The sequence below is a fragment of the Variovorax guangxiensis genome (genome assembly GCF_003952165.1).
GTDB classification, from domain to species: domain Bacteria; phylum Pseudomonadota; class Gammaproteobacteria; order Burkholderiales; family Burkholderiaceae_C; genus Variovorax; species Variovorax guangxiensis.
Genome location: NZ_RXFT01000020.1, coordinates 82598 through 103863 on the forward strand (window position 1 = coordinate 82598; position 21266 = coordinate 103863).

22 protein-coding genes and 1 pseudogene are annotated in these 21266 nt (G+C 67.7%); 16 read left to right on the plus strand and 7 right to left on the minus strand.

What is annotated here, in order from left to right; genetic code table 11:
- Positions 1-123 precede the first annotated feature (123 nt).
- Positions 124-1077: an AraC family transcriptional regulator gene (locus EJP67_RS30700; RefSeq protein WP_126025493.1), complete on the plus strand. Its 954-nt coding sequence runs from the start codon at positions 124-126 to the stop codon at positions 1075-1077.
- A gap of 12 nt (positions 1078-1089) precedes the next feature.
- Here EJP67_RS30700 and lysM read toward each other — a convergent pair whose 3' ends face one another.
- The gene (gene lysM, locus EJP67_RS30705) at positions 1090-1551 is read right to left on the minus strand and encodes a peptidoglycan-binding protein LysM (protein WP_126025494.1); all 462 of its coding nucleotides are present in this window, start codon (positions 1549-1551) and stop codon (positions 1090-1092) included.
- 134 nt (positions 1552-1685) lie between these two features.
- On the opposite strand from lysM, the gene EJP67_RS30710 reads away from it, so the two are divergent.
- A complete protein-coding gene (locus EJP67_RS30710; RefSeq protein WP_126025495.1) occupies positions 1686-2474 on the plus strand; it encodes a type III pantothenate kinase in 789 nt (262 codons plus the stop codon).
- Positions 2475-2490: 16 nt separating this feature from the next.
- On the opposite strand, the gene EJP67_RS30715 is transcribed toward EJP67_RS30710, so the two are convergent.
- From EJP67_RS30715 to EJP67_RS30725, 3 genes are all read right to left on the minus strand, one after another.
- Positions 2491-3822, minus strand: a complete 1332-nt coding sequence (locus EJP67_RS30715; protein WP_126025496.1) for a serine hydrolase domain-containing protein — start codon at positions 3820-3822, stop codon at positions 2491-2493.
- A gap of 23 nt (positions 3823-3845) precedes the next feature.
- Positions 3846-4661 carry a crotonase/enoyl-CoA hydratase family protein gene (locus EJP67_RS30720; RefSeq protein ID WP_126025497.1) on the minus strand — a complete coding sequence of 272 codons (816 nt, stop codon included), beginning with the start codon at positions 4659-4661 and terminating at the stop codon, positions 3846-3848.
- 130 nt (positions 4662-4791) lie between these two features.
- The gene (locus EJP67_RS30725; RefSeq protein WP_019657789.1) at positions 4792-5640 is read right to left on the minus strand and encodes a 3-hydroxybutyryl-CoA dehydrogenase; all 849 of its coding nucleotides are present in this window, start codon (positions 5638-5640) and stop codon (positions 4792-4794) included.
- Between the two features lie 175 nt (positions 5641-5815).
- Between EJP67_RS30725 and purT the strand changes: the two genes are divergently transcribed.
- From purT to EJP67_RS30775, 10 genes are all read left to right on the plus strand, one after another.
- Positions 5816-7018: a formate-dependent phosphoribosylglycinamide formyltransferase gene (purT, locus tag EJP67_RS30730; protein WP_126025498.1), complete on the plus strand. Its 1203-nt coding sequence runs from the start codon at positions 5816-5818 to the stop codon at positions 7016-7018.
- 140 nt (positions 7019-7158) lie between these two features.
- Positions 7159-8100 (plus strand): alpha/beta hydrolase, encoded by a 942-nt coding sequence (locus tag EJP67_RS30735; protein ID WP_126025499.1) that lies wholly within the window; start codon positions 7159-7161, stop codon positions 8098-8100.
- A 122-nt stretch (positions 8101-8222) separates the two neighbouring features.
- A complete protein-coding gene (locus tag EJP67_RS30740; protein WP_126025500.1) occupies positions 8223-9065 on the plus strand; it encodes a helix-turn-helix domain-containing protein in 843 nt (280 codons plus the stop codon).
- A 19-nt stretch (positions 9066-9084) separates the two neighbouring features.
- Entirely contained in the window at positions 9085-9960 is an 876-nt protein-coding gene (locus tag EJP67_RS30745; protein ID WP_019657793.1) for a branched-chain amino acid ABC transporter permease, read from the plus strand.
- 7 nt (positions 9961-9967) lie between these two features.
- Positions 9968-11044, plus strand: a complete 1077-nt coding sequence (locus EJP67_RS30750) for a branched-chain amino acid ABC transporter permease (protein WP_126025501.1) — start codon at positions 9968-9970, stop codon at positions 11042-11044.
- On the plus strand, positions 11041-11862 hold the full coding sequence (locus EJP67_RS30755) for an ABC transporter ATP-binding protein (RefSeq protein ID WP_126025502.1): 822 nt from the start codon (positions 11041-11043) through the stop codon (positions 11860-11862). The genes EJP67_RS30750 and EJP67_RS30755 overlap by 4 nt, the downstream gene beginning before the upstream one ends.
- Before the next feature lie 238 nt (positions 11863-12100).
- The gene (locus tag EJP67_RS30760) at positions 12101-12874 is read left to right on the plus strand and encodes an ABC transporter ATP-binding protein (protein ID WP_126025503.1); all 774 of its coding nucleotides are present in this window, start codon (positions 12101-12103) and stop codon (positions 12872-12874) included.
- Positions 12875-12878: 4 nt separating this feature from the next.
- Positions 12879-14738, plus strand: coding sequence for an AMP-dependent synthetase/ligase (locus EJP67_RS30765; protein ID WP_126025504.1), 1860 nt, complete (start codon positions 12879-12881; stop codon positions 14736-14738).
- 47 nt (positions 14739-14785) lie between these two features.
- Entirely contained in the window at positions 14786-15949 is a 1164-nt protein-coding gene (locus EJP67_RS30770; RefSeq protein ID WP_126025505.1) for an ABC transporter substrate-binding protein, read from the plus strand.
- Between the two features lie 8 nt (positions 15950-15957).
- Entirely contained in the window at positions 15958-16419 is a 462-nt protein-coding gene (locus EJP67_RS30775; RefSeq protein WP_126025506.1) for an EVE domain-containing protein, read from the plus strand.
- 16 nt (positions 16420-16435) lie between these two features.
- On the opposite strand, the gene EJP67_RS30780 is transcribed toward EJP67_RS30775, so the two are convergent.
- Together EJP67_RS30780 and EJP67_RS30785 are read right to left on the minus strand one after the other, a co-directional pair.
- On the minus strand, positions 16436-17089 hold the full coding sequence (locus EJP67_RS30780; RefSeq protein WP_019657800.1) for a MarC family protein: 654 nt from the start codon (positions 17087-17089) through the stop codon (positions 16436-16438).
- A gap of 2 nt (positions 17090-17091) precedes the next feature.
- Positions 17092-17838, minus strand: coding sequence for an SDR family oxidoreductase (locus EJP67_RS30785; protein ID WP_126025507.1), 747 nt, complete (start codon positions 17836-17838; stop codon positions 17092-17094).
- 72 nt (positions 17839-17910) lie between these two features.
- On the opposite strand from EJP67_RS30785, the gene EJP67_RS30790 reads away from it, so the two are divergent.
- Positions 17911-18516 (plus strand): 2-hydroxychromene-2-carboxylate isomerase, encoded by a 606-nt coding sequence (locus tag EJP67_RS30790; protein WP_126025508.1) that lies wholly within the window; start codon positions 17911-17913, stop codon positions 18514-18516.
- A gap of 48 nt (positions 18517-18564) precedes the next feature.
- Positions 18565-19240: pseudogene (locus tag EJP67_RS30795) on the plus strand (dienelactone hydrolase family protein).
- A 51-nt stretch (positions 19241-19291) separates the two neighbouring features.
- Here EJP67_RS30795 and EJP67_RS30800 read toward each other — a convergent pair.
- Positions 19292-20203 (minus strand): LysR family transcriptional regulator, encoded by a 912-nt coding sequence (locus tag EJP67_RS30800; protein WP_126025509.1) that lies wholly within the window; start codon positions 20201-20203, stop codon positions 19292-19294.
- A gap of 133 nt (positions 20204-20336) precedes the next feature.
- Here EJP67_RS30800 and EJP67_RS30805 point away from each other — a divergent pair, with 133 nt between their 5' ends.
- Both EJP67_RS30805 and EJP67_RS30810 read left to right on the plus strand, forming a co-directional pair.
- Entirely contained in the window at positions 20337-20663 is a 327-nt protein-coding gene (locus EJP67_RS30805) for an alpha/beta hydrolase (RefSeq protein WP_126025510.1), read from the plus strand.
- A gap of 222 nt (positions 20664-20885) precedes the next feature.
- Entirely contained in the window at positions 20886-21254 is a 369-nt protein-coding gene (locus tag EJP67_RS30810) for a DUF4148 domain-containing protein (protein ID WP_126025511.1), read from the plus strand.
- The last annotated feature ends 12 nt before the right edge of the window (positions 21255-21266 follow it).

The following is a 21266-nucleotide window of genomic DNA, read 5'->3' on the forward strand; positions in this document are numbered from 1 at the left end:
TCTGGCTGTCAGAATCGGTCGAAGGCGACCAGGTCCTATGGTGCCGACGCGAAGCCGCCCCGTATTGCCCGCTCCGCCTGACTTGTTGACCGAAACCCCGTCCTCGCTTGCCGGGAGGTGATCATGGATGTCTTGTCGGACGTGCTGCGGACCATCCGCCTCGAGGGCGCGCTGTTCCTCAACGGGGACATGTATGCACCCTGGTGCTTCAAGGTACCCAAGGGTAGGGACATCGCCCAGCTGCTCAGGCCCGGCGCGAACCGGCTGGCCATCTGCCACCTGGTGCTGCAGGGCGAATGCTGGGCCCAGGTCGACGGCGGGGAGCCGATACGGGCGCATGCGGGCGAAGTGATCGCCGCGCTGCACGGCGACTCCCATGTGCTGGGCAGCGGCCTGCACCATGCGGCGGTGGACATGTCGCATGTGGTGAGCCCGCGCGCGCCCGAACTGGAGCGCGTGCGCTATGGCGGCGAGGGAGATCGCACCTTGCTGGTGTGCAGCTGGTTCGCGTACGAGGGCGACGCGCCCAATCCCGTCATGGCGAACATTCCGCGCCTGTTCACCACGCAGCTGCGAAGCAGGCCGGCGGGCCCGTGGATCGAGCAGTCGGTCAACTTCGTGCTGGGCGATGCGGCTTCACGCTCTCCGGGTTCGGAGATGGTCGCCGCCAAGGTGGCGGAAGTGCTGTTCGCCGAAGTGCTGCGCGGCTACATCGAGTCCGCGCCCGCCAACAACCCCGGCTGGCTGGCGGGCCTGCGCGATCCCCACGTGAGCCGCTGCCTGGCGCTGATGCACGCCGAGCCCGCGCGCAACTGGACGGTCGATGAGCTGGCGCAGGAGACCCACACTTCGCGCAGCGTGCTGGCGGACCGTTTCACCGAGCTGGTGGGCGCGCCGCCCATGCACTACCTGGCGCGCTGGCGAATGATCCTGGCCGCCGGCATGCTGCGCAGGGACCAGTGCAACCTGGCGCGCATCGCCGAAGGCGTGGGCTACGAATCGGAGGCCGCCTTCAACCGCGCGTTCAAGCGCGAGTACGGCGTGTCGCCAGGGGCCTGGCGGCACAACGGCGCCTGACCCCGGTCTTGCTCAGAGCGCCGGAATCCGCAGCTTCTGCCCCGGATAGATCTTGTCCGGATGCGACAGCATCGGCTTGTTCGCCTCGAAGATCACGTTGTACTTGTTGGCGTCGCCGTAGTACTTCTTCGAGATGGCCGAGAGCGTGTCGCCGCGCACCACGTCGTGGTACTGGGCGGGCGGCGCGGCCGGGGCGACGAGGTTGTTCTCCACGCTGGTCACGTTCGCCACGTTGCCGGCGGCGAGCGAGGCCTTCTCGCTGGCTTCCTGCGACGGCGCCTGGCCCGCAAGGGTGACCACGCCGGTGGCGGCGGTGTAGGTCACTTCCAGTCCCGTGAGGCCGAGGTTCTGCGTCTCGATGTAGGTCTTGATGGCGGCGGCCGCGGCCTGGTTGGCGTCGGGCGTGGCGGCCTGGGCCGACGAGCCGCCGAACAGCTTCTCACCAGCCTCCTTGATGAAACTGAGCAATCCCATGGTTCTCTCCTTGTGCGGTGGTGGGTGGAACCCGCCAATGTAGAGGCGGAAGCCGGCGCGCCTGCGTAGGCCCATGCCGCGTGTGTCAACGACGTGCCAGCCGGAATAACAACAAAGTCGCAATAATCCCGCGCATGTCATCCCCCTTCCTCGCCATCGACATCGGCAACACCCGCCTCAAGTGGGCGCTCTACGACTCGGCCCGCCCCGGCGCCGCGTTGCAGGCGCAGGGTGCCGAATTCCTCGACCACATCGAACGGCTGGCCGACGGCCCGTGGGCCGACCTGCCTTCGCCCGGCTCCATGCTGGGCTGCGTGGTGGCCGGCGACGCGGTCAGGCGCCGGGCCGAGGAGCAGATCGTCGAGCGCTTCGACTGCACGCCGCGCTGGGTGATGTCGAGCGCGGGCGAGGCCGGCATCGTCAACGGCTACGACCACCCCACGCGCCTGGGCGCCGACCGCTTCGTGGCGATGATCGGCGCGCGCCACCGCATGCTGGCCGCCGCCAAGCCGGGGCAGCCGCCGCGGCCGATGGTGGTGGTGCTGATCGGCACGGCCGTGACGGTCGAGGCCATCGACGCCGACGGCAAGTTTTTGGGCGGCCTGATCCTGCCGGGCCACGGCATCATGCTGCGCGCGCTCGAGTCGGGCACGGCGGGCCTGCACGTGCCCACCGGCGAGGTGCGCGAATTCCCCACCAACACCAGCGACGCGCTGACCAGCGGCGGCACCTACGCCATCGCGGGCGCGGTGGAGCGCATGGTGCAGCACGTGCGCTCGCACTGCGGCGCCGAGCCGGCCTGCTACATGACCGGCGGCGCGGGCTGGAAGATGGCGCCCGTGATGAACGGGCATTTCGAGCTGGTCGAGAGCCTCATCATGGACGGGCTCCTGGTGATTGCCCGCGAGCGGGCTTCGAACTAGACAGAGGCGAAGAGGCTCAGGGGCGCATCAGCGCCTCGGCCATCGCCTGGAACGCCGGCAGCGTGAGCGGGTCGTTCGCGCCGTTGGCTGCCACCGGGTGCGCCGCGTAGCGCACGATCACCATCTCCGCCTTCGGGTCCACGTAGATGCTCTGGCCGTGGATGCCGCGCGCCATGTACGCGCCGTGCGGGTTGTGCGAGACCCACCACATGTCTCGGTACGACCAGCCCTTGAGCAGCGGGTAGCCCGCCTTCACGAACCTGGCCGGGTCGCCGCCGCGCTGGATGTCTTCCACCACCGCCTTCGGAATCGCCTGCTGCCCGTTGGCCGCGCGGCCGCCGTTGCGCATGGTCTCGCCGAAGCGGGCCAGGTCGCGCAGCACGGTGTTGAGGCCGCCGCCGCCCGACTCGGTGCCGATGCGGTCGACCATGAAATACGCATCCTGCTCGGCGCCGATGCGGCGCCAGATCTTCTCGCTCAGCAGGTCGGCCAGCGACTGGTTGCTGGCGCGGCGAACGATCCAGGCCAGCACCTCGGCGTTGACCGTCTTGTAGGCGAAGCCGTCACCATGCTCGCCTTCCTTCTTCAGCGTGACGAGGAATTCGTAGAACGACTTCGGGCCCGTGTAGTTCGCGCCCTGCGTGAGCATGCCGCCGGCGCGGGCGTAGTCCCAGATCTCGGCCTTGGGGTCGGCATAGTTCTCGGAGTAGTGCACGCCCACGGTCATGTCCATCACCTGGCGCACGGTGGCGTCGCCGTAGGCGCTGTCCTTGAGTTCGGGGATGTACTTGGTGACCGGCGCGGCCGGGTCCAGCTTGCCCTCGTCGGCGAGGATGGCCGCCAGCGTGCCCACGAAGGACTTGGTGACCGACATCGCGATGTGCGGGCGCTCGGGCGTGAGCGCGCCGAAGTACTTCTCGTAGACCACCTTGCCGCGGTGCATCACCAGGATGCCGTCGGTGTAGGTGCCGGAGATCATCTGGGCGAAGTTCAGCGTCTGCTCGCCGCCCAGGGGCTTGAAGGTGACGGCCTCGATGTCGAAGCGGGCAGGCGCCGAAGGCAGCGGGCTGGCCGCGCCGCTGCCGCGCCATACGTTGGCCGTGGGCACCGTCTCGCGCACGTGCGAGAAGCTCCAGCGCGTGCGCGGAAACACGCCGCCGGCCGGGTTGTCGAAGGTGATGAGCTTGTCTGGCGGGGGCGGGAAGCCCTTCATCCAGCCCATGGCGTCGACCGAGGTGGCGGCGGGGTCGGGCAGCGCGGGAGGCGTGGGCGTCTGTGCGGAAGTGGTGTTCACGGCGAGCAGGGTGAATGCGGCGGCGAGCGCCGTGCGTGCTGGAGAAAGAGGCATGTCGTTGTTCTCGGTGAAAGGAGTCAGCGGCCGCTGAAGCGTGCCGGGCGGCGTTCGATGAAGGAGCGCACGCCCTCGGCGGCGTCCTCGCTGTTCGACAGGCGCTTCTGCGTCTCGATGAATTCCGACACGGCGGCCAGCGGGCCCTGCTCCACGGCCTTGATCACGTTCAGCCGCGTGGCCACCACCGCCAGCGGCGCTTGCGCCGCGATGCGCTGCGCGATGGCCAGCGCCGCATCGAGCTCCTGCCCGGCGGGCACCACCTTCTGCACGAAGTTCAGGCGCAAGGCCTCGGCGCTGTCGAACTCGTCGGCCGTGAGCAGGTGCAGCATCGCGTTGCCCACGCCCGCGCGCTCGGCCATGCGCAGCGTGGCGCCGCCCGTGGCCATGATGCCGCGCTGCACTTCCATCTGAGAGAAGCGGCAGTTGTCGGCCGCCACCACGATGTCGGCGCCCAGCATCAGCTCGATGCCGACCGTGAAGCAGATGCCCTTGACCGCCACCACCATCGGCTTGGTGCGGCGGCGGTAGTCGGGCAGGCCGAAGTCGTGCGGCTCCACCAGCCCGGCGGGAATCGCCTTCTCGCCGCGCTTCATGTACTCGGTGACCGCGGGCAGATCCAGGCCCGCCGTGAAGTGGTCGCCGAAGGCATGCAGCACGCCCACGCGCAGCTCGGGGTCGTCGTCGAGCCGGGTGTAGGCCTCGGCCAGCTGCCTGAACATCGGCGGCGTCCAGCCGTTGCGCTTGGCCGGGCGGTTGATGCCGATCAGCAGCACGTGGCCGAGCACCTGGGTGTCGATGCAGCCTTCTGCCGGCGGGGTGGTGGGCGTGGCGGTCATGTGAGCGGTCTCCTTTTCTTATCTTTTCAAGGAACACCGCGGAACCGGCTTTGCCGGGCCGCTGGTGTTGCCCCCGGTAGGGGGTTGGCGAAGCGACACGAAGTGCGCGAAGACTGGGGGCGAGCCAGTGTCAGTAGGTGTAGACGCCGCGGCCGGTCTTGCGGCCGAGCTGGCCGGCGGCGACCATTTCCTTGAGCAGCGGGCAGGGGCGGTACTTGGAATCGCCGAACTGCTCCAGATACACCTCCATCACGGCCAGGCACACGTCCAGGCCGATCATGTCGGCCAGCGCCAGCGGGCCGATGGGCTGGTTGCAGCCCAGCTTCATGCCGGCGTCGATGTCTTCGGCCGTGGCGATGCCCTCGGACAGCACGAAGAAGGCCTCGTTGATCATCGGCACCAGGATGCGGTTGACCACGAAGCCCGGGGCGTTCTTCACCGTGATCGGCGACTTGCCCAGGCGCTCGGCCAGTTCCTTCACCGTGTCGTGCGTGGCGTCGCTCGTGAGGTAGCCGCGGATCAGCTCCACCAGCGCCATCATCGGCACCGGGTTGAAGAAGTGCATGCCGATGAAGCGGTCGGCGCGCGAGGTGGCAGCGGCCAGCTGGGTGATCGAGATCGACGAGGTGTTGGAGGCGATGATGACCTCGGGCGCGAGCATCTCGTCGACCTGCTTGAGGATCTTGAGCTTGAGCGCGTGGTTCTCGGTGGCGGCCTCGATGACCAGCTGGGCGCCCTTCAGGTCTTCGTAGTTCGTCGAGCCCTGGATGAGCGCCAGCGCGGCGGTCTTCTGCTCGGCGGTGAGCTTTTCCTTCTTGATCAGGCGGTCGAGGCTGCCCGACACCGTGGCCAGGCCCTTGTCGACCGCCGCCTGGGCGATGTCGACCATCACCACCTTCACGCCGGCCACCGCGCAGGCCTGCGCGATGCCGTTGCCCATCGTTCCGGCGCCGATGATGCCTACAGTCTGGATAGCCATGAGAGAACTCCTTGGAGAAAGCAAAAAGAAAAGGGGCGCGCGCGGCGGGCGCCACGGCGAAAGACATCGATTGTGAAGCAGCACCGCGCCCGCGCCGTTCCCGCGTGCGACACTGGCGGCTGCGGGTGGCTTACAGTCCTGCGGTTGCTTTTTCCAGCCTTTTCGACTCCCGACCATGACCACCCTCGGCACCCCCCTTTCTCCCTCCGCAACCCGCGTGATGCTCCTGGGCTCCGGCGAACTCGGCAAGGAGGTGCTGATCGCCCTGCAGCGCCTCGGCGTCGAGACCATCGCCGTCGACCGCTACGAGAACGCGCCCGGCCAGCAGGTGGCGCACCACGCCCGCACCATCACCATGAGCGATCCGGCGCAGCTGAAGGCGCTGATCGAGGCCGAGACGCCCGCGCTGGTGGTGCCCGAGATCGAGGCCATCGCCACGCCCATGCTGCAGGAGCTCGAAGAAGCCGGCACCGTGCGCGTGATTCCCACCGCCCGCGCCGCCCGCCTGACCATGGACCGCGAGGGCATCCGCCGCCTGGCCGCCGAGACGCTGGGCGTGCCGACCAGCCCCTACAAGTTCTGCGATTCGCTGGCCGAGCTGCAGGCGGCCATCGACGGGGGCATCGGATATCCCTGCATCGTCAAGCCGGTGATGAGCAGCTCCGGCAAGGGCCAGAGCAAGATCGACGGCCCCGCCGACGTGCAGAAGGCCTGGGACTACGCCATGGCCGGAGGGCGGGTCAGTCATGGCCGCGTGATCGTCGAGGGCTTCATCGACTTCGACTACGAGATCACCCTGCTCACCGTGCGTGCCAAGGACGCCACCGGCGGCGTGCAGACGCAGTTCTGCGACCCCATCGGCCACGTGCAGGTCAGCGGCGACTACGTGGAAAGCTGGCAGCCCCACCCCATGGCGCCCGCTGCGCTCGCGAAGGCGCAGCAGATCGCGCAGGCCGTGACGGCCGACCTGGGCGGCCAGGGCCTGTTCGGCGTGGAGCTCTTCGTGAAGGGCGACGAGGTCTGGTTCAGCGAAGTCAGCCCGCGCCCGCACGACACCGGCATGGTCACCATGGCCACCCAGTGGCAGAACGAGTTCGAACTGCACGCGCGCGCCATCCTCGGCTTGCCGGTGGACACCTCGCTCAAGAGCCCGGGCGCCAGCGCGGTGATCTACGGCGGCGTGGACGCCACCGGCATCGCCTTCGACGGCGTGGCCGATGCACTGCGGGTGCCGGGCAGCGACATCCGCCTGTTCGGCAAGCCCGAGAGCTTCACCAAGCGCCGCATGGGCGTGGCGCTGGTGCATGCGGCCGACACCGACACCGCCCGCAAGCTGGCCAAGGAAGCGGCCTCCCTGGTCAAGCCGCGCAAGGCGTAGCCAGTTTCCGCAAGCCGCGCCGCAAGGGCGCGGGCATGGTGCGGGGGCTGCCGGGCCCAGTCGGGTGCGGGTGCGTGCGGATACCGCGGGCGCCCGATGCCTCCCACACTGGACGCTCGCAACGATCCACCGGAGACACCATGCTGCACCCCCAGGCGCGCGCCCTGCTGGACTTCATCGAGGCGCGCGGCATTCCGCCGACGCACACCCTGTCGCCCGCCGATGCGCGGGCCTTCTATCGCGAGCGCCGCACCACCACGCAGCCGCTGCCGCCCGAAGTGGCCGAGGTGCGCGACCTCGCCGCCGACGGGCCGCACGGCACCATCCCGGTGCGCCTGTACCGGCCGATGGGCTCCGGCGTGGGGCCTTTGCCGGTGCTGGTGTACTACCACGGCGGCGGCTGGGTCATCGGCGACCTCGACACGCACGACGTGCTGTGCCGCCAGCTGGCCAATGGCGCTGGCTGCGCGGTGGTCGCGGTCGACTACCGCATGGGTCCCGAGCACCGCTTTCCCGCAGCCGTCGACGACGCGCTGGCCGCCACCCGCTGGGTGCGCCGCGAGGCCGCCGCGCTGGGGCTCGATGCGAGCCGGCTCGCGGTGGGCGGCGACAGCGCGGGCGGCAACCTTGCGGCGGTGGTGTCGATCGCCGCGCGCGACGCAGGCGACTTGCCCATCGTCTACCAGCTGCTTATCTACCCGGCCACCGACATGCGGCGCGGCCACGCATCGCACCAGGCCAACGGGCAGGGCTACCTGCTGACGGCGGACACTATCCGCTACTTCCACGACCACTACATCACCGACCCGAAGCACGATCTCGACTGGCGCGCTTCGCCGCTGCTGCACCCCGATCTTTCGAAGCTGCCGCCCGCGCTGGTGCTCACCGCCGGCTACGACCCGCTGCGCGACGAAGGCGCCGCGTATGCCGAAGCGCTCACGGCCTCCGGCAACAGCGCCGTGTACGTGTGCTTCGAGCGCCAGATCCACGGTTTCGTGCCGATGGGCAAGGTGCTCGACGAAGCCGATGCGGCGGTCGCGCTGTGCGCCGCAGAACTGCGCCGCGCGTTCGCGGCGGCATAGGGGAAAGTCCCCGCGCAAATCGGCGCAAACCCATATCGCGCAGGCGGCCCGCGCCGCTACGATCCAGCCAACAAAGGACGCCGCCACGAAGCGGCAGTCCACCGATGCAGGAGACAAGCACCATGCAGCGAACGAGGACGACGCCGCCCGCGCGCGGTGCCGAGAGGCAAGGCGAACGCCTGATGTGGCTCACGCCGCATCGCGTGTTCTACGCCGGCTTGCTCGGTGCGGCTGCCGAGCGCACGATGGGCGGGCACGGCGTGTACGTGTCGCCCGCCGGCGCGCCGCCCACGCGCATCCGCATCGGCGGCGGGGCCTGGATGAGCGGCGAGTTCATCGTGGTGCCGCCGCACGTGCCGCACGAGGTGGAGACCGCGCATCCGCTGATCTTCAATCTGCTGATCGAGTCGGAATCGGTCGACCCCGCGCGCATGCCGGCTTTCCTGCAGCACTGCGGCCCGGTGGAGGCGCCGGCCTTCGTGCAGCGCGTGCGCGATGCCCATGCGAACCTGCTCGCGGCCTCGGCGCGCGGCATGAACTTCGAGGGCTTCGACTTCGACACCATGTTCTTCGGCGAGCCGCTCGCGCAGCGCGCGCTCGACGCGCGCATCCGCAAGGTGGCCGACGCCATCAACGCCGACCCGGCCTCGCCGGCCTCCGCGGAGGAGTGGGCGGCTTCGGTGCACTTGTCGTTCTCGCGTTTCCTGCACCTGTTCAAGCAGGAGACCGGCATGGCCTTCCGCGCCTTCCGGGCCTGGAAGCGCGCGCGCAGCCTGCTGCGCTACGTGCGCCAGAGCAGCACGCTGACCGACATCGCGCTCGACACCGGCTACCCCGACTCCACGCACTTCAGCCATTCGATCCGCCAGGTCTACGGCCTCAAGCCCAGCGACATCGTGGCCGGCTCGCGCCGCCTCGTGCTGCACGACGCGGCCGGCGGCAGCGGCGGCTTCACCCGGCAATGAACGCGGCGGAACAGAGTCCATGCAGATTCTCCAGCTGCTGCTGTCGGGCATTGCGCAAGGCTGCATCTACGGCCTGATCGCGCTGGGCTTCGTGCTCATCTACAAGGCCACCGAGACGGTGAGCTTCGCGCAGGGCGACCTGATGATGCTCGGTGCCTTCGGCGCGTTCGCGGGCATGTCGCTGTTCGGCATGCCGTTCTGGCTCGCGGCCATCCTCGCGGTGGTGGCGATGGCGGCCTTCGGCGTGCTGCTGGAACTGGTGGTGATCCGGCCGATCCTCGGGCAGCCGCAGTTTTCCATCGTGATGCTGACCATCGGCATCGCCTACGTGGCGCGCGGGCTCGTCACCATGGTGCCGGGCATCGGCACCGAGACGCACACGCTGGCCGTGCCCTACAAGGACCAGATCTGGAAGCTGGGCGAGCTGGTGGTGAACCTGGAGCAGTTCGTGATCATCGTGGCCACCGCCATCCTGTGCGGCCTGCTGTTCGCGATGTTCCGCTACAGCAAGCTGGGCATCGCGATGCAGGCCTCGTCGCAGAACCAGCTCGCGGCCTACTACATGGGCATTCCGGTGAAGCGGCTCAACGGGCTGGTGTGGGGGCTCGCGGCGGCGGTGGCGGCCATCGCGGGCATGCTGCTGGCGCCCATCACCTTCGTGCACGCGAACATGGGCTTCATCGGGCTCAAGGCTTTTCCGGCGGCGGTGGTGGGCGGCTTCGGCAGCCTGCCGGGCGCGATCGTCGGCGGGCTGGTGATCGGCATCGTCGAGTCGTTCGCGGGCTTCTACCTGCCCGACGGTTTCAAGGACACGGCGCCGTACATCGTGGTGCTGCTGATGCTGATGATCAAGCCGAACGGCCTGTTCGGCGAGAAGCTGCGCAAGAAGGTCTGAACATCCCATGCGCTTCATCTTCAAAACGAGTTACGACCAGGACATCCGCCTCGCCCGCCACGGCGGCCATGTGTTCTGGTACGGCCTGCTGGTGGCCTTCCTGCTCGCCGCGCCGTGGATCATCGACGAGTACTGGCTCGCGCAGCTGACCTTCGTGCTGATCTACGGCATCGTCGGCCTCGGGCTGATGCTGCTGGCGGGCTTCACGGGGCAGTTCTCCATCGGGCACGCGGCGTTTCTCGGCGCGGGTGCGTACACGCAGGGTGTGCTGACGAACATCGGCGTGCCGTTTCCGCTGGCACTCGTCGCCGCCGCTGCGCTGTCGGCGGCGGTGGGCGTGGTCGTGGCCTTGCCGGCGCTGCGGGTGAAGGGCATCTACCTGGGCATCGCGACGCTGTCCTTCGGCTTCATCGTCGAGGAGGTGTTCGCGCGCTGGGAGAGCATGACGGGCGGCAACGCCGGCCTGCACGTGAAGTCGCCGCAGCTCTTCGGCTGGTCGCTGGGTTCGGGCGAGGGCTTCTACTTCCTGTGCCTGGTGGTGGCTGTGCTGGCGACGCTGGGCATCCTGAACCTGCTGCGTTCGCCGACCGGGCGGGCCTTCGTCGCCATCCGCGATTCGGAGATCTCGGCGCAGAGCATGGGCATCCACCTGGCGCGCTACAAGACGATGTCCTTTGCGATCTCGGCCGCGCTCGCCGGGCTGGGCGGCGCGCTCTATGCGCACAAGCTGAGCTTCATCTCGCCGGACCAGTTCAGCATCCTTCAATCCATCGACCTGCTGCTGATGGTGGTGATCGGCGGGCTGGGCTCGGTGCACGGCGCCTTCCTGGGCGCGATCTTCCTGATCGCGATGCCGCAGCTGATCTCCATCGGCAAGGACTGGCTGCCGGAAGCCATCGGACAGGCGCCGGGCCTGCAGGGGCTGGTGTACGGGCTGGTGCTGATCGCCTTCGTGCTGTTCGAGCCGCTGGGGCTGTACGGGCGCTGGCTGAAGATCCGCACCTGGCTGCAGCTCTTTCCGTTCTACCGCAAGGGCCTTTTCAAGCGGCAGAAGTCCTTCACCAAGTCGGATCGTCTGAGATGAGTGGCGGCGACATTCTTCTTTCGGCCAAGGAGCTGAGCGTGCGCTTCGGCGGCGTGCTCGCGGTCAACAAGGTGAGCTTCGACGTGCGGCGCGGCGAGGTGTTCACGCTGATCGGGCCGAACGGCGCGGGCAAGACGACGGTGTTCAACCTCATCAGCCGCATCTACACGCCGACCACCGGCGCGATCGAGTGGCATGGCGAGCCGGGCGGGCCACTCGCGCTGACGCAGCAGGCGCCGCACGCCATCGCGGCGCTGGGCATTGCGCGCACCTTCCAGAACATCGAGCTGTTCGAGCATGCGACGGTGCTGCACAACCTGCTGATCGGTCGCCACACGCATCGGCAGACGGGCTTCTGGAGCGAGGTGTTCTTCACGCCGGCCACGCGGCGTGCGGAGATCGCGGCGCGCGAGAAGGCCGAGCAGGTGATCGACCTGCTGGACCTTCAGCACCATCGCGACTCGATGGTGGCGGGCCTGCCCTACGGCGTGCGCAAGGTGGTGGAACTGGCGCGCGCGCTGTGCACCGAGCCCAAGCTGCTGCTGCTCGACGAGCCTTCCTCCGGCCTCAACGTGGAGGAGACGGCGGACATGGCGTTCTGGATCCAGGACATTCAGCATGAGCTGGGGGTGTCGGTGCTGATGGTCGAGCACGACATGTCTCTTGTTTCCAAGGTTTCCGATCGGGTGCTGGCGATGAACCAGGGGGAAGTACTGGCTACTGGCTCGCCGGGGGAAGTGCAGGCGGATCCTCGTGTTGTCGAGGCCTATCTGGGGACCGTGGACGATGTGAGCAGCTTGAGGAGGGTGGCGGCGTGAATGCTTCGTTCGTTGCCTTTCGGGGGGCGCCCGGCGTGCGGCACGGCGCGTCCGCCCCCACTATGCCGGCCGCTTCGCGGCTCCCCTGCGGTGCTCGCGTTTCGCGGGGTCTCGCAGAACTCGCTTCGCTCAAACAGCTGCGAGCCCTTGTCCGCGAAACGCTGCGCTCCTCGGCGGCACAGAGGGGGCGGCCGCGCCGCGCCGCACGCCGGGCTAGGCTGAGTGGTGGAGGGCGGACATGAGCGACATCGTTCTCCAGCTGATGAACGTCGAGAGCGCCTACGGCCCGATCAAGGCCATCAGGGGCGTGAGCCTGAAGGTCCGCAAGGGCGAGATCGTGACGGTGCTCGGCTCGAACGGCGCGGGCAAGACGACCATCCTGAAGACCATCTCGGGAATCATCGATCCGCGCAAGGGCAGCATCGAGTTCCAGGGCGCGGACATCACCGCGAAAGACCCGGCCTACATCGTCCAGCAGGGGCTGAGCCACGTGCCCGAGGGGCGTGAGGTGTTCCCGCTGCTGTCGGTGAAGGACAACCTGCTGATGGGCGCCTACACCCGCAAGGACCGCGATGGCGTGGCGCGGGACATCGAGACGGTCTACGCCTACTTCCCGATCCTGCGCGAGCGGGCCGCGCAGGACGCGGGCCTGCTGTCGGGCGGGCAGCAGCAGATGCTGGCGATCTCGCGCGCCATCATGGCCGCGCCGCATCTCATCCTCCTGGACGAGCCGAGCCTCGGCCTGAGCCCGAAGCTGACGAAGGAGATCTTCGAGATCGTGGTGCGCATCAACCGCGAGCGCGGCACCACGATCCTGCTGGTGGAGCAGAACGCCAACATGGCGCTCAATGCCGCCGACCACGGCTACGTGCTGGAGAACGGCCGCATCGTGATGGAAGACTCCTGCGAACGCCTGCGAGAGAAGGAGGACATCAAGGAGTTCTACCTCGGCATGAAGGACGACGGCGTGCGCGGCGAGCGGCGCTGGAAAAAGAAGAAGACCTGGAGGTAGCGCCATGCAGCAAGGACTCTGGGACCTGAACACCTTCGCGCCCAAGCTCGACGTGGTCGTGCCCGGCGACACCATCCCGGCGATGTTCTGGAACGCGGTGAAGCAGCGCGGCGACAACATCTGGATGCGGCAGAAGAAGCTCGGCATCTGGCGCAGCTGGAGCTGGCACCAGACCGCCGACGCGGTGCGCGAGATCGCGGCGGGGCTGCAGGCCATCGGCTTCGCGCCGGGCGAGTGCGCGTCGATCCTGTCGAACACCGTCATCGAATGGGTGCTCGCCGACCTGGCGGTGCTCAGCTGCGGCGGAGTGTCCAACGGCATCTACCCGACCGACGCGGCCTCTCAGGTGCACTACCTGTGCGAGGACTCGCGCACCACCGTGCTCTTCGTGGAGGACGACGAGCAGCTCGACAAGGCGCTCGAGGTGCGCGCCGGCCTGCCCGGGCTGCGTCGCGTGATCGTGTTCGACATGGAGGGCCTGCGCGAGCTCGACGACGCCGGCGTGATGAGCCTCGACGCGCTGCGTGCCCTCGGCCGCGAGCGCCTGTCGGCCGACCCGCAGGCGGTGGAGCGCGCGGTCGCGGCCTGCCGCCCGGAGGACCTGGCCATCCTCGTCTACACCTCGGGCACCACCGGCAAGCCCAAGGGCGCGATGCACAGCCACGCGGGGCTGGTGTACACCGCGCGCGGCTACAACACGCTGGTGGCGCAGGACGACAAGGACGAGCGCATGTGTTTCCTGCCGCTGTGCCACATCGCCGAGCGCATGGGCGGCGAGTATTTCGCGATGTACACAGGCTCCATCCTCAATTTCGTCGAGAACCCGGAGACAGTGCCCGAGAACGTGCGCGAGATCGCGCCCACCGTGTTCACGGCGGTGCCGCGCGTTTGGGAGAAGTTCTATTCGGGCGTGATGATCGCGCTGAAGGAGGCCGGCCCGCTGCAGCAGGCGGCCTACAAGTGGAGCATCGGCGTGGGCGGGGAGATCGCCGATCGCGTGCTGGCCGGCCGGCCCGTGGGGGCAGCGCTGAAGCTCAAGTTCAGGCTGGCGCGCGCGCTGGCGCTGGACAACGCGCGCAAGCTCATCGGCATCCACCGATCGCGCTTTCTGGTAACGGGCGCGGCGCCCATCTCGCCGGAGCTGGTGAAGTGGTACCTGGCGCTGGGCGTGCCGATGCTGGAGGTGTGGGGCATGACCGAATCCTGCGGCGCCTCCACCGCCGTGCCGGCCGCGCGCATCAAGCCGGGCTCGATCGGGCCGGCCACCAGTTACAACGAGGTGCGCGTCGACCCGTCCACCGGCGAGATCCTGGTGCGCGGCCCCAATGTGTTCATGGGCTACCTCAACCTGCCGGAGAAGACAGCCGAGACCATCGACGCCGACGGCTGGCTGCACACCGGCGACGTGGGCGTGATGGACGAGGACGGGTATTTCCGCATCACCGACCGCATGAAAGACATCATCATCACCGCGGGCGGGAAGAACGTGACGCCCAGCGAGCTGGAGAACGAACTCAAGTTCAGCCTCTACATCACCGATGCCGTGGTCATCGGCGACAGGAGGCCCTACCTCACGGTGATCGTCATGATCGACCAGGAGAACGTCGAGAAATTCGCGCAGGACAACGACGTGCCGTTCAGCAACTACGAGAGCCTGACGCGCGCCAAGGAAGTGCAGGACCTGATCCAGGGAGAGATCGACCGCGTCAACGCCAAGTTCGCGCGCGTGGAGCAGATCAAGAAATTCTTTCTGCTGGAGACGCAGCTCAGCGCCGAGGACGAGGAGCTGACGCCGACGATGAAGCTCAAGCGCAAGCTGGTGCAAACGAAATACGAGCAGCGCATCGAGGCCATGTACCGCTGACCGGCATTGCAGATCCGTTTTTTTCGCCAACCCGAGGAGACAACCGCATGAAGCTCAAGACACTGACGACGCTGGCCGTGCTGGGACTGACCGCGACGCTCGCGTCCGCGCAGCAGCAGGGCGTGAGCAAGGACGAGATCCGCATCGGCACCATCCAGGACCTGTCGGGTCCGCTTGCGGGCTTCGGCAAGCAGGCGCGCAACGGGATGCAGCTGCGCGTCGACGAGCTCAACGAGCAGGGCAACGTCAACGGCCGCAAGCTCAAGCTCTTCGTGGAGGACTCGGGCTACGACCCGAAGAAGGCGGTGCTGGCGGCTCAGAAGCTGGTGAACCAGGAGAAGATCTTCATCATGGCCGGCCACATCGGCACGGCGCAGAACATGGCGGCGATGCCGGTGCAGTTCGACAAGAACGTCATCAACTACATGCCCATCACCGCGGCGCGCGAGATGTACGAGCCGCTCAACCGCCTGAAGTATTCGTTCGCGGCCACCTACTACGACCAGATCCGGCTGGCGCTGCCGAAGATGATCAAGGACAAGGGCGCCAAGAAGGTCTGCACAATCTACCAGGACGACGAGTTCGGCCTGGAGGTGCAGCGCGGCGCCGAGGCGGGCCTGAAGGCGGCGGGCATGGAGCTGACGGAGAAGACATCGTTCAAGCGCGGCGCCACCGACTTCAGCTCGCAGGTCGCGAAGATGAAGGCCGCCAACTGCGACCTCGTGGTGCTCGGCACCATCATCCGCGAGACCATCGGCACCGTGGGCGAGGCGCGCAAGACCGGCTTCAACCCGACCTTCCTGGGCTCCAGCGCGGCCTATACCGACCTGATCCACAAGCTCGGCGGCAAGGCGATGGACGGCGTCTACGCCACCATGACGGTGCAGAACCCCTACACCGACGAGCAGTCGCAGCCGCTGCGCTTCTGGGCCAACAAGTACAAGACCAAGTTCAACGAGGACCCGACGGTGTTCTCGGTGTACGGCTACGTGATCATCGACTCGTTCATCAAGGCCGCCACCAAGGCCGGCCCGAACCTCACGACCGACAGCTTCATCAAGGCCATGGACAGCATGACCTTCGAGCCCGACATGTTCGGCAGCCCGAAGAGCAACTACACGGCCACCAAGCGCCTGGGCAACGACCAGTCGCGCCTGTCGCAGATCAAAGACGGGAAATGGGTCGTGGTTTCGGACTATGTGACACCATAACGGGCACCATGCCCAATTACTGGTTGATGAAATCCGAGCCCGACGAGGTCTCGATCGACGATGCGCTCGCCGCGCCCGATGCCACCGTGGCCTGGACCGGCGTGCGCAACTATCAGGCACGCAACTTCATGCGCGACGGCATGAAGGTCGGCGACGGCGTGCTGTTCTATCACTCGAGCTGCCCGGAGCCGGGCATCGCCGGCATCGCGCGGGTGGCCTCGGGCATCAAGCCCGATCCGACGCAGTTCGACGCGAAGTCGCCGTACTACGACGCGGCGTCGAAGAAGGACGATCCGCGCTGGCTGCTGGTGGACGTGCAGGCGCTGCGCAAGACGCGCCTGCTGGCGCTGCCCGAACTGCGCGCCAGGCCCGAGCTGGCCGACCTGATCGTGCTGCGCAAGGGCAACCGGCTGTCGATCACGCCTGTGGAGCCGGCGCACTGGAAGATCATCGAGAAGATGCTGGCCTGAACCGGCCGCAGGCTTTTCAGCCGAGCTTGTTCAGGATCGGGAACAGCTTGCCGAGCCCGTCGGCCATCACCTCGACCGCGAGCGCGGCGAGGATCAGGCCCATCAACCGCGTCATGATGTTGATGCCGGTCTTGCCCAGCACGCGCGCGATCGGCTGCGCGAGCGAGAAGGCCAGGGCGGTGGCCAGCGCCACCACCACGCCGTAGCCGACCAGGATCGCGAGCTCCCACAGGTGCTGCGCCTTGTCGGCGTAGATCACCACGGTGGAGATGGTGGCCGGCCCGGTGAGCAGCGGAATGGTGAGCGGCACCACCGCGATCGACGCGCCCATCGACGCCTTCACCTCGGTGGCGCGCAGCTCCTCCACGTTGGTCTTGCTCTCGGCCGGCTTGGCGTTGAGCATCGACAGCGAACTCATGAGCAGCAGCAGCCCGCCGCCGACCTGGAAGCTCGCGATGGAAATGCCGAAGAAGGACAGCAGTTGCAGCCCCAGCAGCGCGCTCACCGCGATGACCACGAAGGCGCTGAATGCCGACATGCGCACCGTGTGGCGGCGCTGCGCGTCGCTGTAGCCCTGCGTGTAGTGGATGAAGAAGGGCACGATGGCCAGCGGGTTGACGATGGCCACCAGCGTGACCAGCGGCTTGATCAGGTCCATCGACGTGCTCATGCTCAACGGCCTCCAGTGACGTCGAGCAAGGCCGTGGTGGTGTAGCTCGCCTCGGGCGACAGCAGCCACAGGATGGCGCCGGCGATCTCCTCGGCGGTGCCGGTGCGCTTCATCGGCACCGTGGGCGCGAGCTCGAAGGCGCGGTCGGGCAGGCCGCCGGAGGCGTGGATCTCGGTGTCTATCAGGCCGGGGCGCACCGCGTTGACGCGGATGCCTTCCTCCGCCACTTCCTTGGCCAGGCCGATGGTGAAGGTGTCGATGGCGCCCTTGCTGGCGGCGTAGTCGACGTACTGGCCCGGCGAGCCCAGCCGCGCGGCGCCGCTGGAGATGTTGACGATGGCGCCGCCCGAGCCGCCATAGCGCGTGCTCATGCGCCGCACCGCCTCGCGCGCGCAGACGAAGCTGCCGATCACGTTGATGCGGAACATGCGCTCCAGCCGGGCGACGCTCATCTCGTCGACGCGCGCCATCTGGTCGACCACGCCTGCGTTGTTGACCAGCGCGGTGAGGCGGCCGAAGCGCGCGTCGACCTTCTGGAACATGGCGATGACCTGGGCCTCGTCGCCCACGTCGGCCTGCACGGCCATGGCGTTGCCGCCGCCGTCGCGGATGGTGCGCACCACCTCGTCGGCGGCCAGTGAATTGGTGGCGTAGTTGACGGCCACCGCGTAGCCGCGGCTGGCGGCGAGCAGGGCAGTGGCCGCGCCGATGCCGCGGCCGCCGCCCGTGATCAATAGCACCTGGTCCAAAACCTACCTCCTGCAGAGAAACTGCGTGTCAGTTAAAACGACTGGCTTGGATTACATCATCGGGGCATGCACATGAGCACCGGCAAGACCATCGACTACTACTTTGCACCCCAGAGCCCGTGGACCTACTTGGGGCATTCCCGCTTCGAGGCGATCGCCGCGGCCGCGGGCGCCACGGTACGGGTGCGGCCCATCGACATGGGCAGCGTGTTCCCGGTGTCGGGCGGGCTGCCGCTGGGCAAGCGGGCGCCGCAGCGGCAAGCCTACCGACTGGTCGACCTGGCGCGCTACTCGAAACACCTGGGGCTGCCGCTGAACGTCAAGCCGAAGTTCTTCCCGGTGGCCAGCGACGACGCGGCGCGCGTCATCATCGCGGTCGACATGCACGACGGCACCGAGGCCGCCATGCGCATGTGCGCGGCGGTGTTCCAGGCCGTGTGGGTGCAGGAGCGCAACATCGGCGACCCGAAGGTGCTCGACTCGCTGGTGGTCGAATGCGGGCTCTCGCCCAAGCGCGGCGAGCAGTCGCAGAGCCAGGCGGTGCAGGAGCGCTACGAGGCCTACACGCAGGAGGCCATCGACATCCAGGTGTTCGGCGCGCCCAGCTACGTGATCGACGGCGAGATTTTCTGGGGGCAGGACCGTCTCGACTTCGTCGAGCGCGCGCTGCGCCCGTAACCCCGGCATCCCTTCTTTTCTTCGGATGCCATCAAGGAGCAAGACAACATGGGTCAATTCATCGATCTCAAGGCCAAGGACGGCCTGAGCTTTCCCGCCTACGTGGCCGAGCCGTCGGGCAAGCCGCGCGGCGCGGTGGTCGTGGTGCAGGAAATCTTCGGCGTGAACTCGCACATCCGCTCGGTGGCCGACGGCTACGCGGCCGAGGGCTACCTCGCCGTGGCGCCTTCGACCTTCCAGCGCGTGAAGCCGGGCGTGGAGCTGGGCTACTCGGAAGACGACATGAAGAACGGCTTCGGCCTGAAGACGGCTGTCGAGGCGTTGCCGGCACCGGGCGTGCTGCAGGACATCGAAGCTGCCATCGCCTATGCGTCGAAGGCGGGCAAGGTAGGCATCGTCGGCTACTGCTGGGGCGGCCTGCTGACCTGGCGCGCTGCTGCCGGGCCTGTCGGCGGCGGTGCCCTACTACGGCGGAGGCATGACCTCGCCGGAGGAAACGGCACGCCAGCCCAAGGTGCCGGTACTGGCCCACTTCGGCAACCAGGACCACTGGATTCCGCTGGACACCGTCGAGGCGTTCAGGAAGGCGCATCCCGAAGTGGAAGTGCACGTCTACCCGGTGGGCCACGGCTTCAACTGCGACCAGCGCGGTTCGTACGACGCCGACGCGGCCAAGCTGGCGCGCGAGCGCACGCTGGCCTTCTTTGCGAAGCACCTCGGCTGAGGCCTTCTCGCGAATGAAGGAAGCCCGGTGCATGCCGGGCTTCCTTCATTGTCAGGACGGTTTGCGCTTCAGGCCGGGCCCGTCGCCCACGCGGGTCTGCAGGAAATCGAGCAGCGCGCGCAGCGCGGCGCTGTTGTGGCGCCGCTGCAGGTACGCGGCCGAAAGCCACATGTCCTTGCGCGTGTAGCCCTGCAGCACCGGCACCAGCTCCCCATGCTCGATGTGCGACTGCACGAGGATCGAGGGCAGGTAGATCACGCCGAAGCCGCGCATCGCGACGCGGATCAGCGGCGCGCCCTCTGTGCAGTCCATGCGGCTCTTGACGTGCACGTCCAGAGGCTGGCCGCCGTCGTCGAAGCGCCATACCGGTTGCGCGCCGAGCAGCGAGTGGGTAAGGGCCTCGTGGCTGGCCAGGTCTCGCGGGTGCTCGGGCTTGCCGTGCTTCTTCCAGTAGATGGGCGAGGCGCAAACCACCATTTCCATGAGCCGGAGCTTGCGCACGATGAGGTTGGCGTCTTCCACGGGGCCACTGCGGATGTCGACGTCGATGCCTTCCTCGGCGAGGTCGACGGTGCGGTTGGTCAGCTGCAGGCTGATGCTCACGTCGGGGTAGTAGCGCATGAAGTCGGCCAGCAGGTTCGGGAACTCGCCATTGCCCATGCCGTGCGGGGCCGAGATGCGCAGCCGGCCGCCGGGCTGGCTGGCGCGCTCCTGCAGTTCCGCCTGGGTGAGTTCGACCATCTCCAGCACTGGGGTGCTGCGCTCCAGCAGCAGCTGGCCGGCGTCGGTGAGGCTTACGGAGCGGGTGGAGCGGTTCAGAAGACGCACCCCGAAGCGGGTTTCCAGCTCGGCCACATACTTGCTGACGGTGGCCTTCGACATATCCAGCCTCTTGGCTGCCTGGGAGAAGCTGCCGTGCGAGGCGACCTCCCGGAAGGTTCTGATCAGATCGAGACTGTCCATGTGGATGGGTCCATTGTTTCCGTTTTGGGAACGCGATGGTTCGATTCTCCCGGGTTTTTCCTAGCTGGCTTGGGCGACACTTGCGTTACACGCCGACGTCGCCAGCCTGGCTGGGTCGTTGGAAGGAACTGAAATGAAGACCCCGAACATCGTCGCCGCCGCCCTTTTGTCGCTCTTTGCCGCCTCCGGCGCGCTGGCGCAGGGCTTCGAGCCGGTGCAGCCGCTCAAGGCCGTCACCAGCCGCAGCGATGTGGCCGCCGGTGCCGACGCCGCGGCGCGGGACGGGAATGTCTATGGCGACGTGGTCGCCGCGCCCCTGACCTCGCGGCCCAGTTCGCTCGACCGGGCATCGATTCGCGCCGAGGCCGTGGCCGCCGCCCACGCGCCGAACCAGAACCTGGACCGCCGCGCCTTCGTCAACAGCGAAGTGCCGCCGCAATTCCAGGGCGCCAGGCGCTAGGCCGGAAGTTTCTCCTCTCGGGCAAGGCCGGGCCGGTGCGAAACCGGGCCCGGCTTTTTGCTTTGCATGCCTTCATGTCGCCATTGTTTCAATAGAGGAAACACGGTGTCTCTGAACCGGGTGTTCTGGCAGCGCCGTTCCCCCGGAAACTCGCCGCACAGGCTCGCGAACCAGCAGGCCTGGTGGACGAACCATCCAGAGAACACCCTAGGAGAAATGACCATGAAGACCTCGCAAATCCTCGCAGCCGCCGCCCTCGCCCTGCTCGCCGCTACCGGCGCCCAGGCTGAAACCTACCAAGGCGTGAACACCGCTGTCTCGACCAAGAGCCGCGACGAAGTCAACGCCGAAGCCATGCGCACCGCCGCTGCTCCGAACCAGAACGTCGTGCGCGGTTCGCGCGGCGCGGAAACGGTTGCCGTGTCGAAGGACCGTTCGATCGTCGAAGCCGAAGCCGTTCGCACCGCCTACGCTCCCGACCAGAACGTGACCTCGGGTTCGCGCGTCAACAGCAAGGTCATCTCGACCATGCAGCACCCGATGGACGCTCGCGTTCAGGCACAGCAAGGTTCGGGCGCCGTCGCCAAGTAATAGAAGCGGCCC

Bases quoted from the DNA above. Each gene is read 5' to 3' on its own strand.
- EJP67_RS30710 (WP_126025495.1), top strand. From the start codon at position 1,686: ATGTCATCCCCCTTCCTCGCCATCGACATCGGCAACACCCGCCTCAAG.
- EJP67_RS30715 (WP_126025496.1), bottom strand. From the start codon at position 3,822: ATGCCTCTTTCTCCAGCACGCACGGCGCTCGCCGCCGCATTCACCCTG.
- EJP67_RS30725 (WP_019657789.1), bottom strand. From the start codon at position 5,640: ATGGCTATCCAGACTGTAGGCATCATCGGCGCCGGAACGATGGGCAAC.
- EJP67_RS30735 (WP_126025499.1), top strand. From the start codon at position 7,159: ATGCTGCACCCCCAGGCGCGCGCCCTGCTGGACTTCATCGAGGCGCGC.
- EJP67_RS30700 (WP_126025493.1), top strand. From the start codon at position 124: ATGGATGTCTTGTCGGACGTGCTGCGGACCATCCGCCTCGAGGGCGCG.
- EJP67_RS30720 (WP_126025497.1), bottom strand. From the start codon at position 4,661: ATGACCGCCACGCCCACCACCCCGCCGGCAGAAGGCTGCATCGACACC.
- EJP67_RS30765 (WP_126025504.1), top strand. From the start codon at position 12,879: ATGCAGCAAGGACTCTGGGACCTGAACACCTTCGCGCCCAAGCTCGAC.
- EJP67_RS30800 (WP_126025509.1), bottom strand. From the start codon at position 20,203: ATGGACAGTCTCGATCTGATCAGAACCTTCCGGGAGGTCGCCTCGCAC.
- EJP67_RS30750 (WP_126025501.1), top strand. From the start codon at position 9,968: ATGCGCTTCATCTTCAAAACGAGTTACGACCAGGACATCCGCCTCGCC.
- EJP67_RS30755 (WP_126025502.1), top strand. From the start codon at position 11,041: ATGAGTGGCGGCGACATTCTTCTTTCGGCCAAGGAGCTGAGCGTGCGC.
- EJP67_RS30740 (WP_126025500.1), top strand. From the start codon at position 8,223: ATGCAGCGAACGAGGACGACGCCGCCCGCGCGCGGTGCCGAGAGGCAA.
- EJP67_RS30780 (WP_019657800.1), bottom strand. From the start codon at position 17,089: ATGAGCACGTCGATGGACCTGATCAAGCCGCTGGTCACGCTGGTGGCC.
- purT (WP_126025498.1), top strand. From the start codon at position 5,816: ATGACCACCCTCGGCACCCCCCTTTCTCCCTCCGCAACCCGCGTGATG.
- EJP67_RS30810 (WP_126025511.1), top strand. From the start codon at position 20,886: ATGAAGACCTCGCAAATCCTCGCAGCCGCCGCCCTCGCCCTGCTCGCC.
- EJP67_RS30805 (WP_126025510.1), top strand. From the start codon at position 20,337: ATGAAGACCCCGAACATCGTCGCCGCCGCCCTTTTGTCGCTCTTTGCC.
- lysM (WP_126025494.1), bottom strand. From the start codon at position 1,551: ATGGGATTGCTCAGTTTCATCAAGGAGGCTGGTGAGAAGCTGTTCGGC.
- EJP67_RS30790 (WP_126025508.1), top strand. From the start codon at position 17,911: ATGAGCACCGGCAAGACCATCGACTACTACTTTGCACCCCAGAGCCCG.
- EJP67_RS30775 (WP_126025506.1), top strand. From the start codon at position 15,958: ATGCCCAATTACTGGTTGATGAAATCCGAGCCCGACGAGGTCTCGATC.
- EJP67_RS30745 (WP_019657793.1), top strand. From the start codon at position 9,085: ATGCAGATTCTCCAGCTGCTGCTGTCGGGCATTGCGCAAGGCTGCATC.
- EJP67_RS30770 (WP_126025505.1), top strand. From the start codon at position 14,786: ATGAAGCTCAAGACACTGACGACGCTGGCCGTGCTGGGACTGACCGCG.
- EJP67_RS30760 (WP_126025503.1), top strand. From the start codon at position 12,101: ATGAGCGACATCGTTCTCCAGCTGATGAACGTCGAGAGCGCCTACGGC.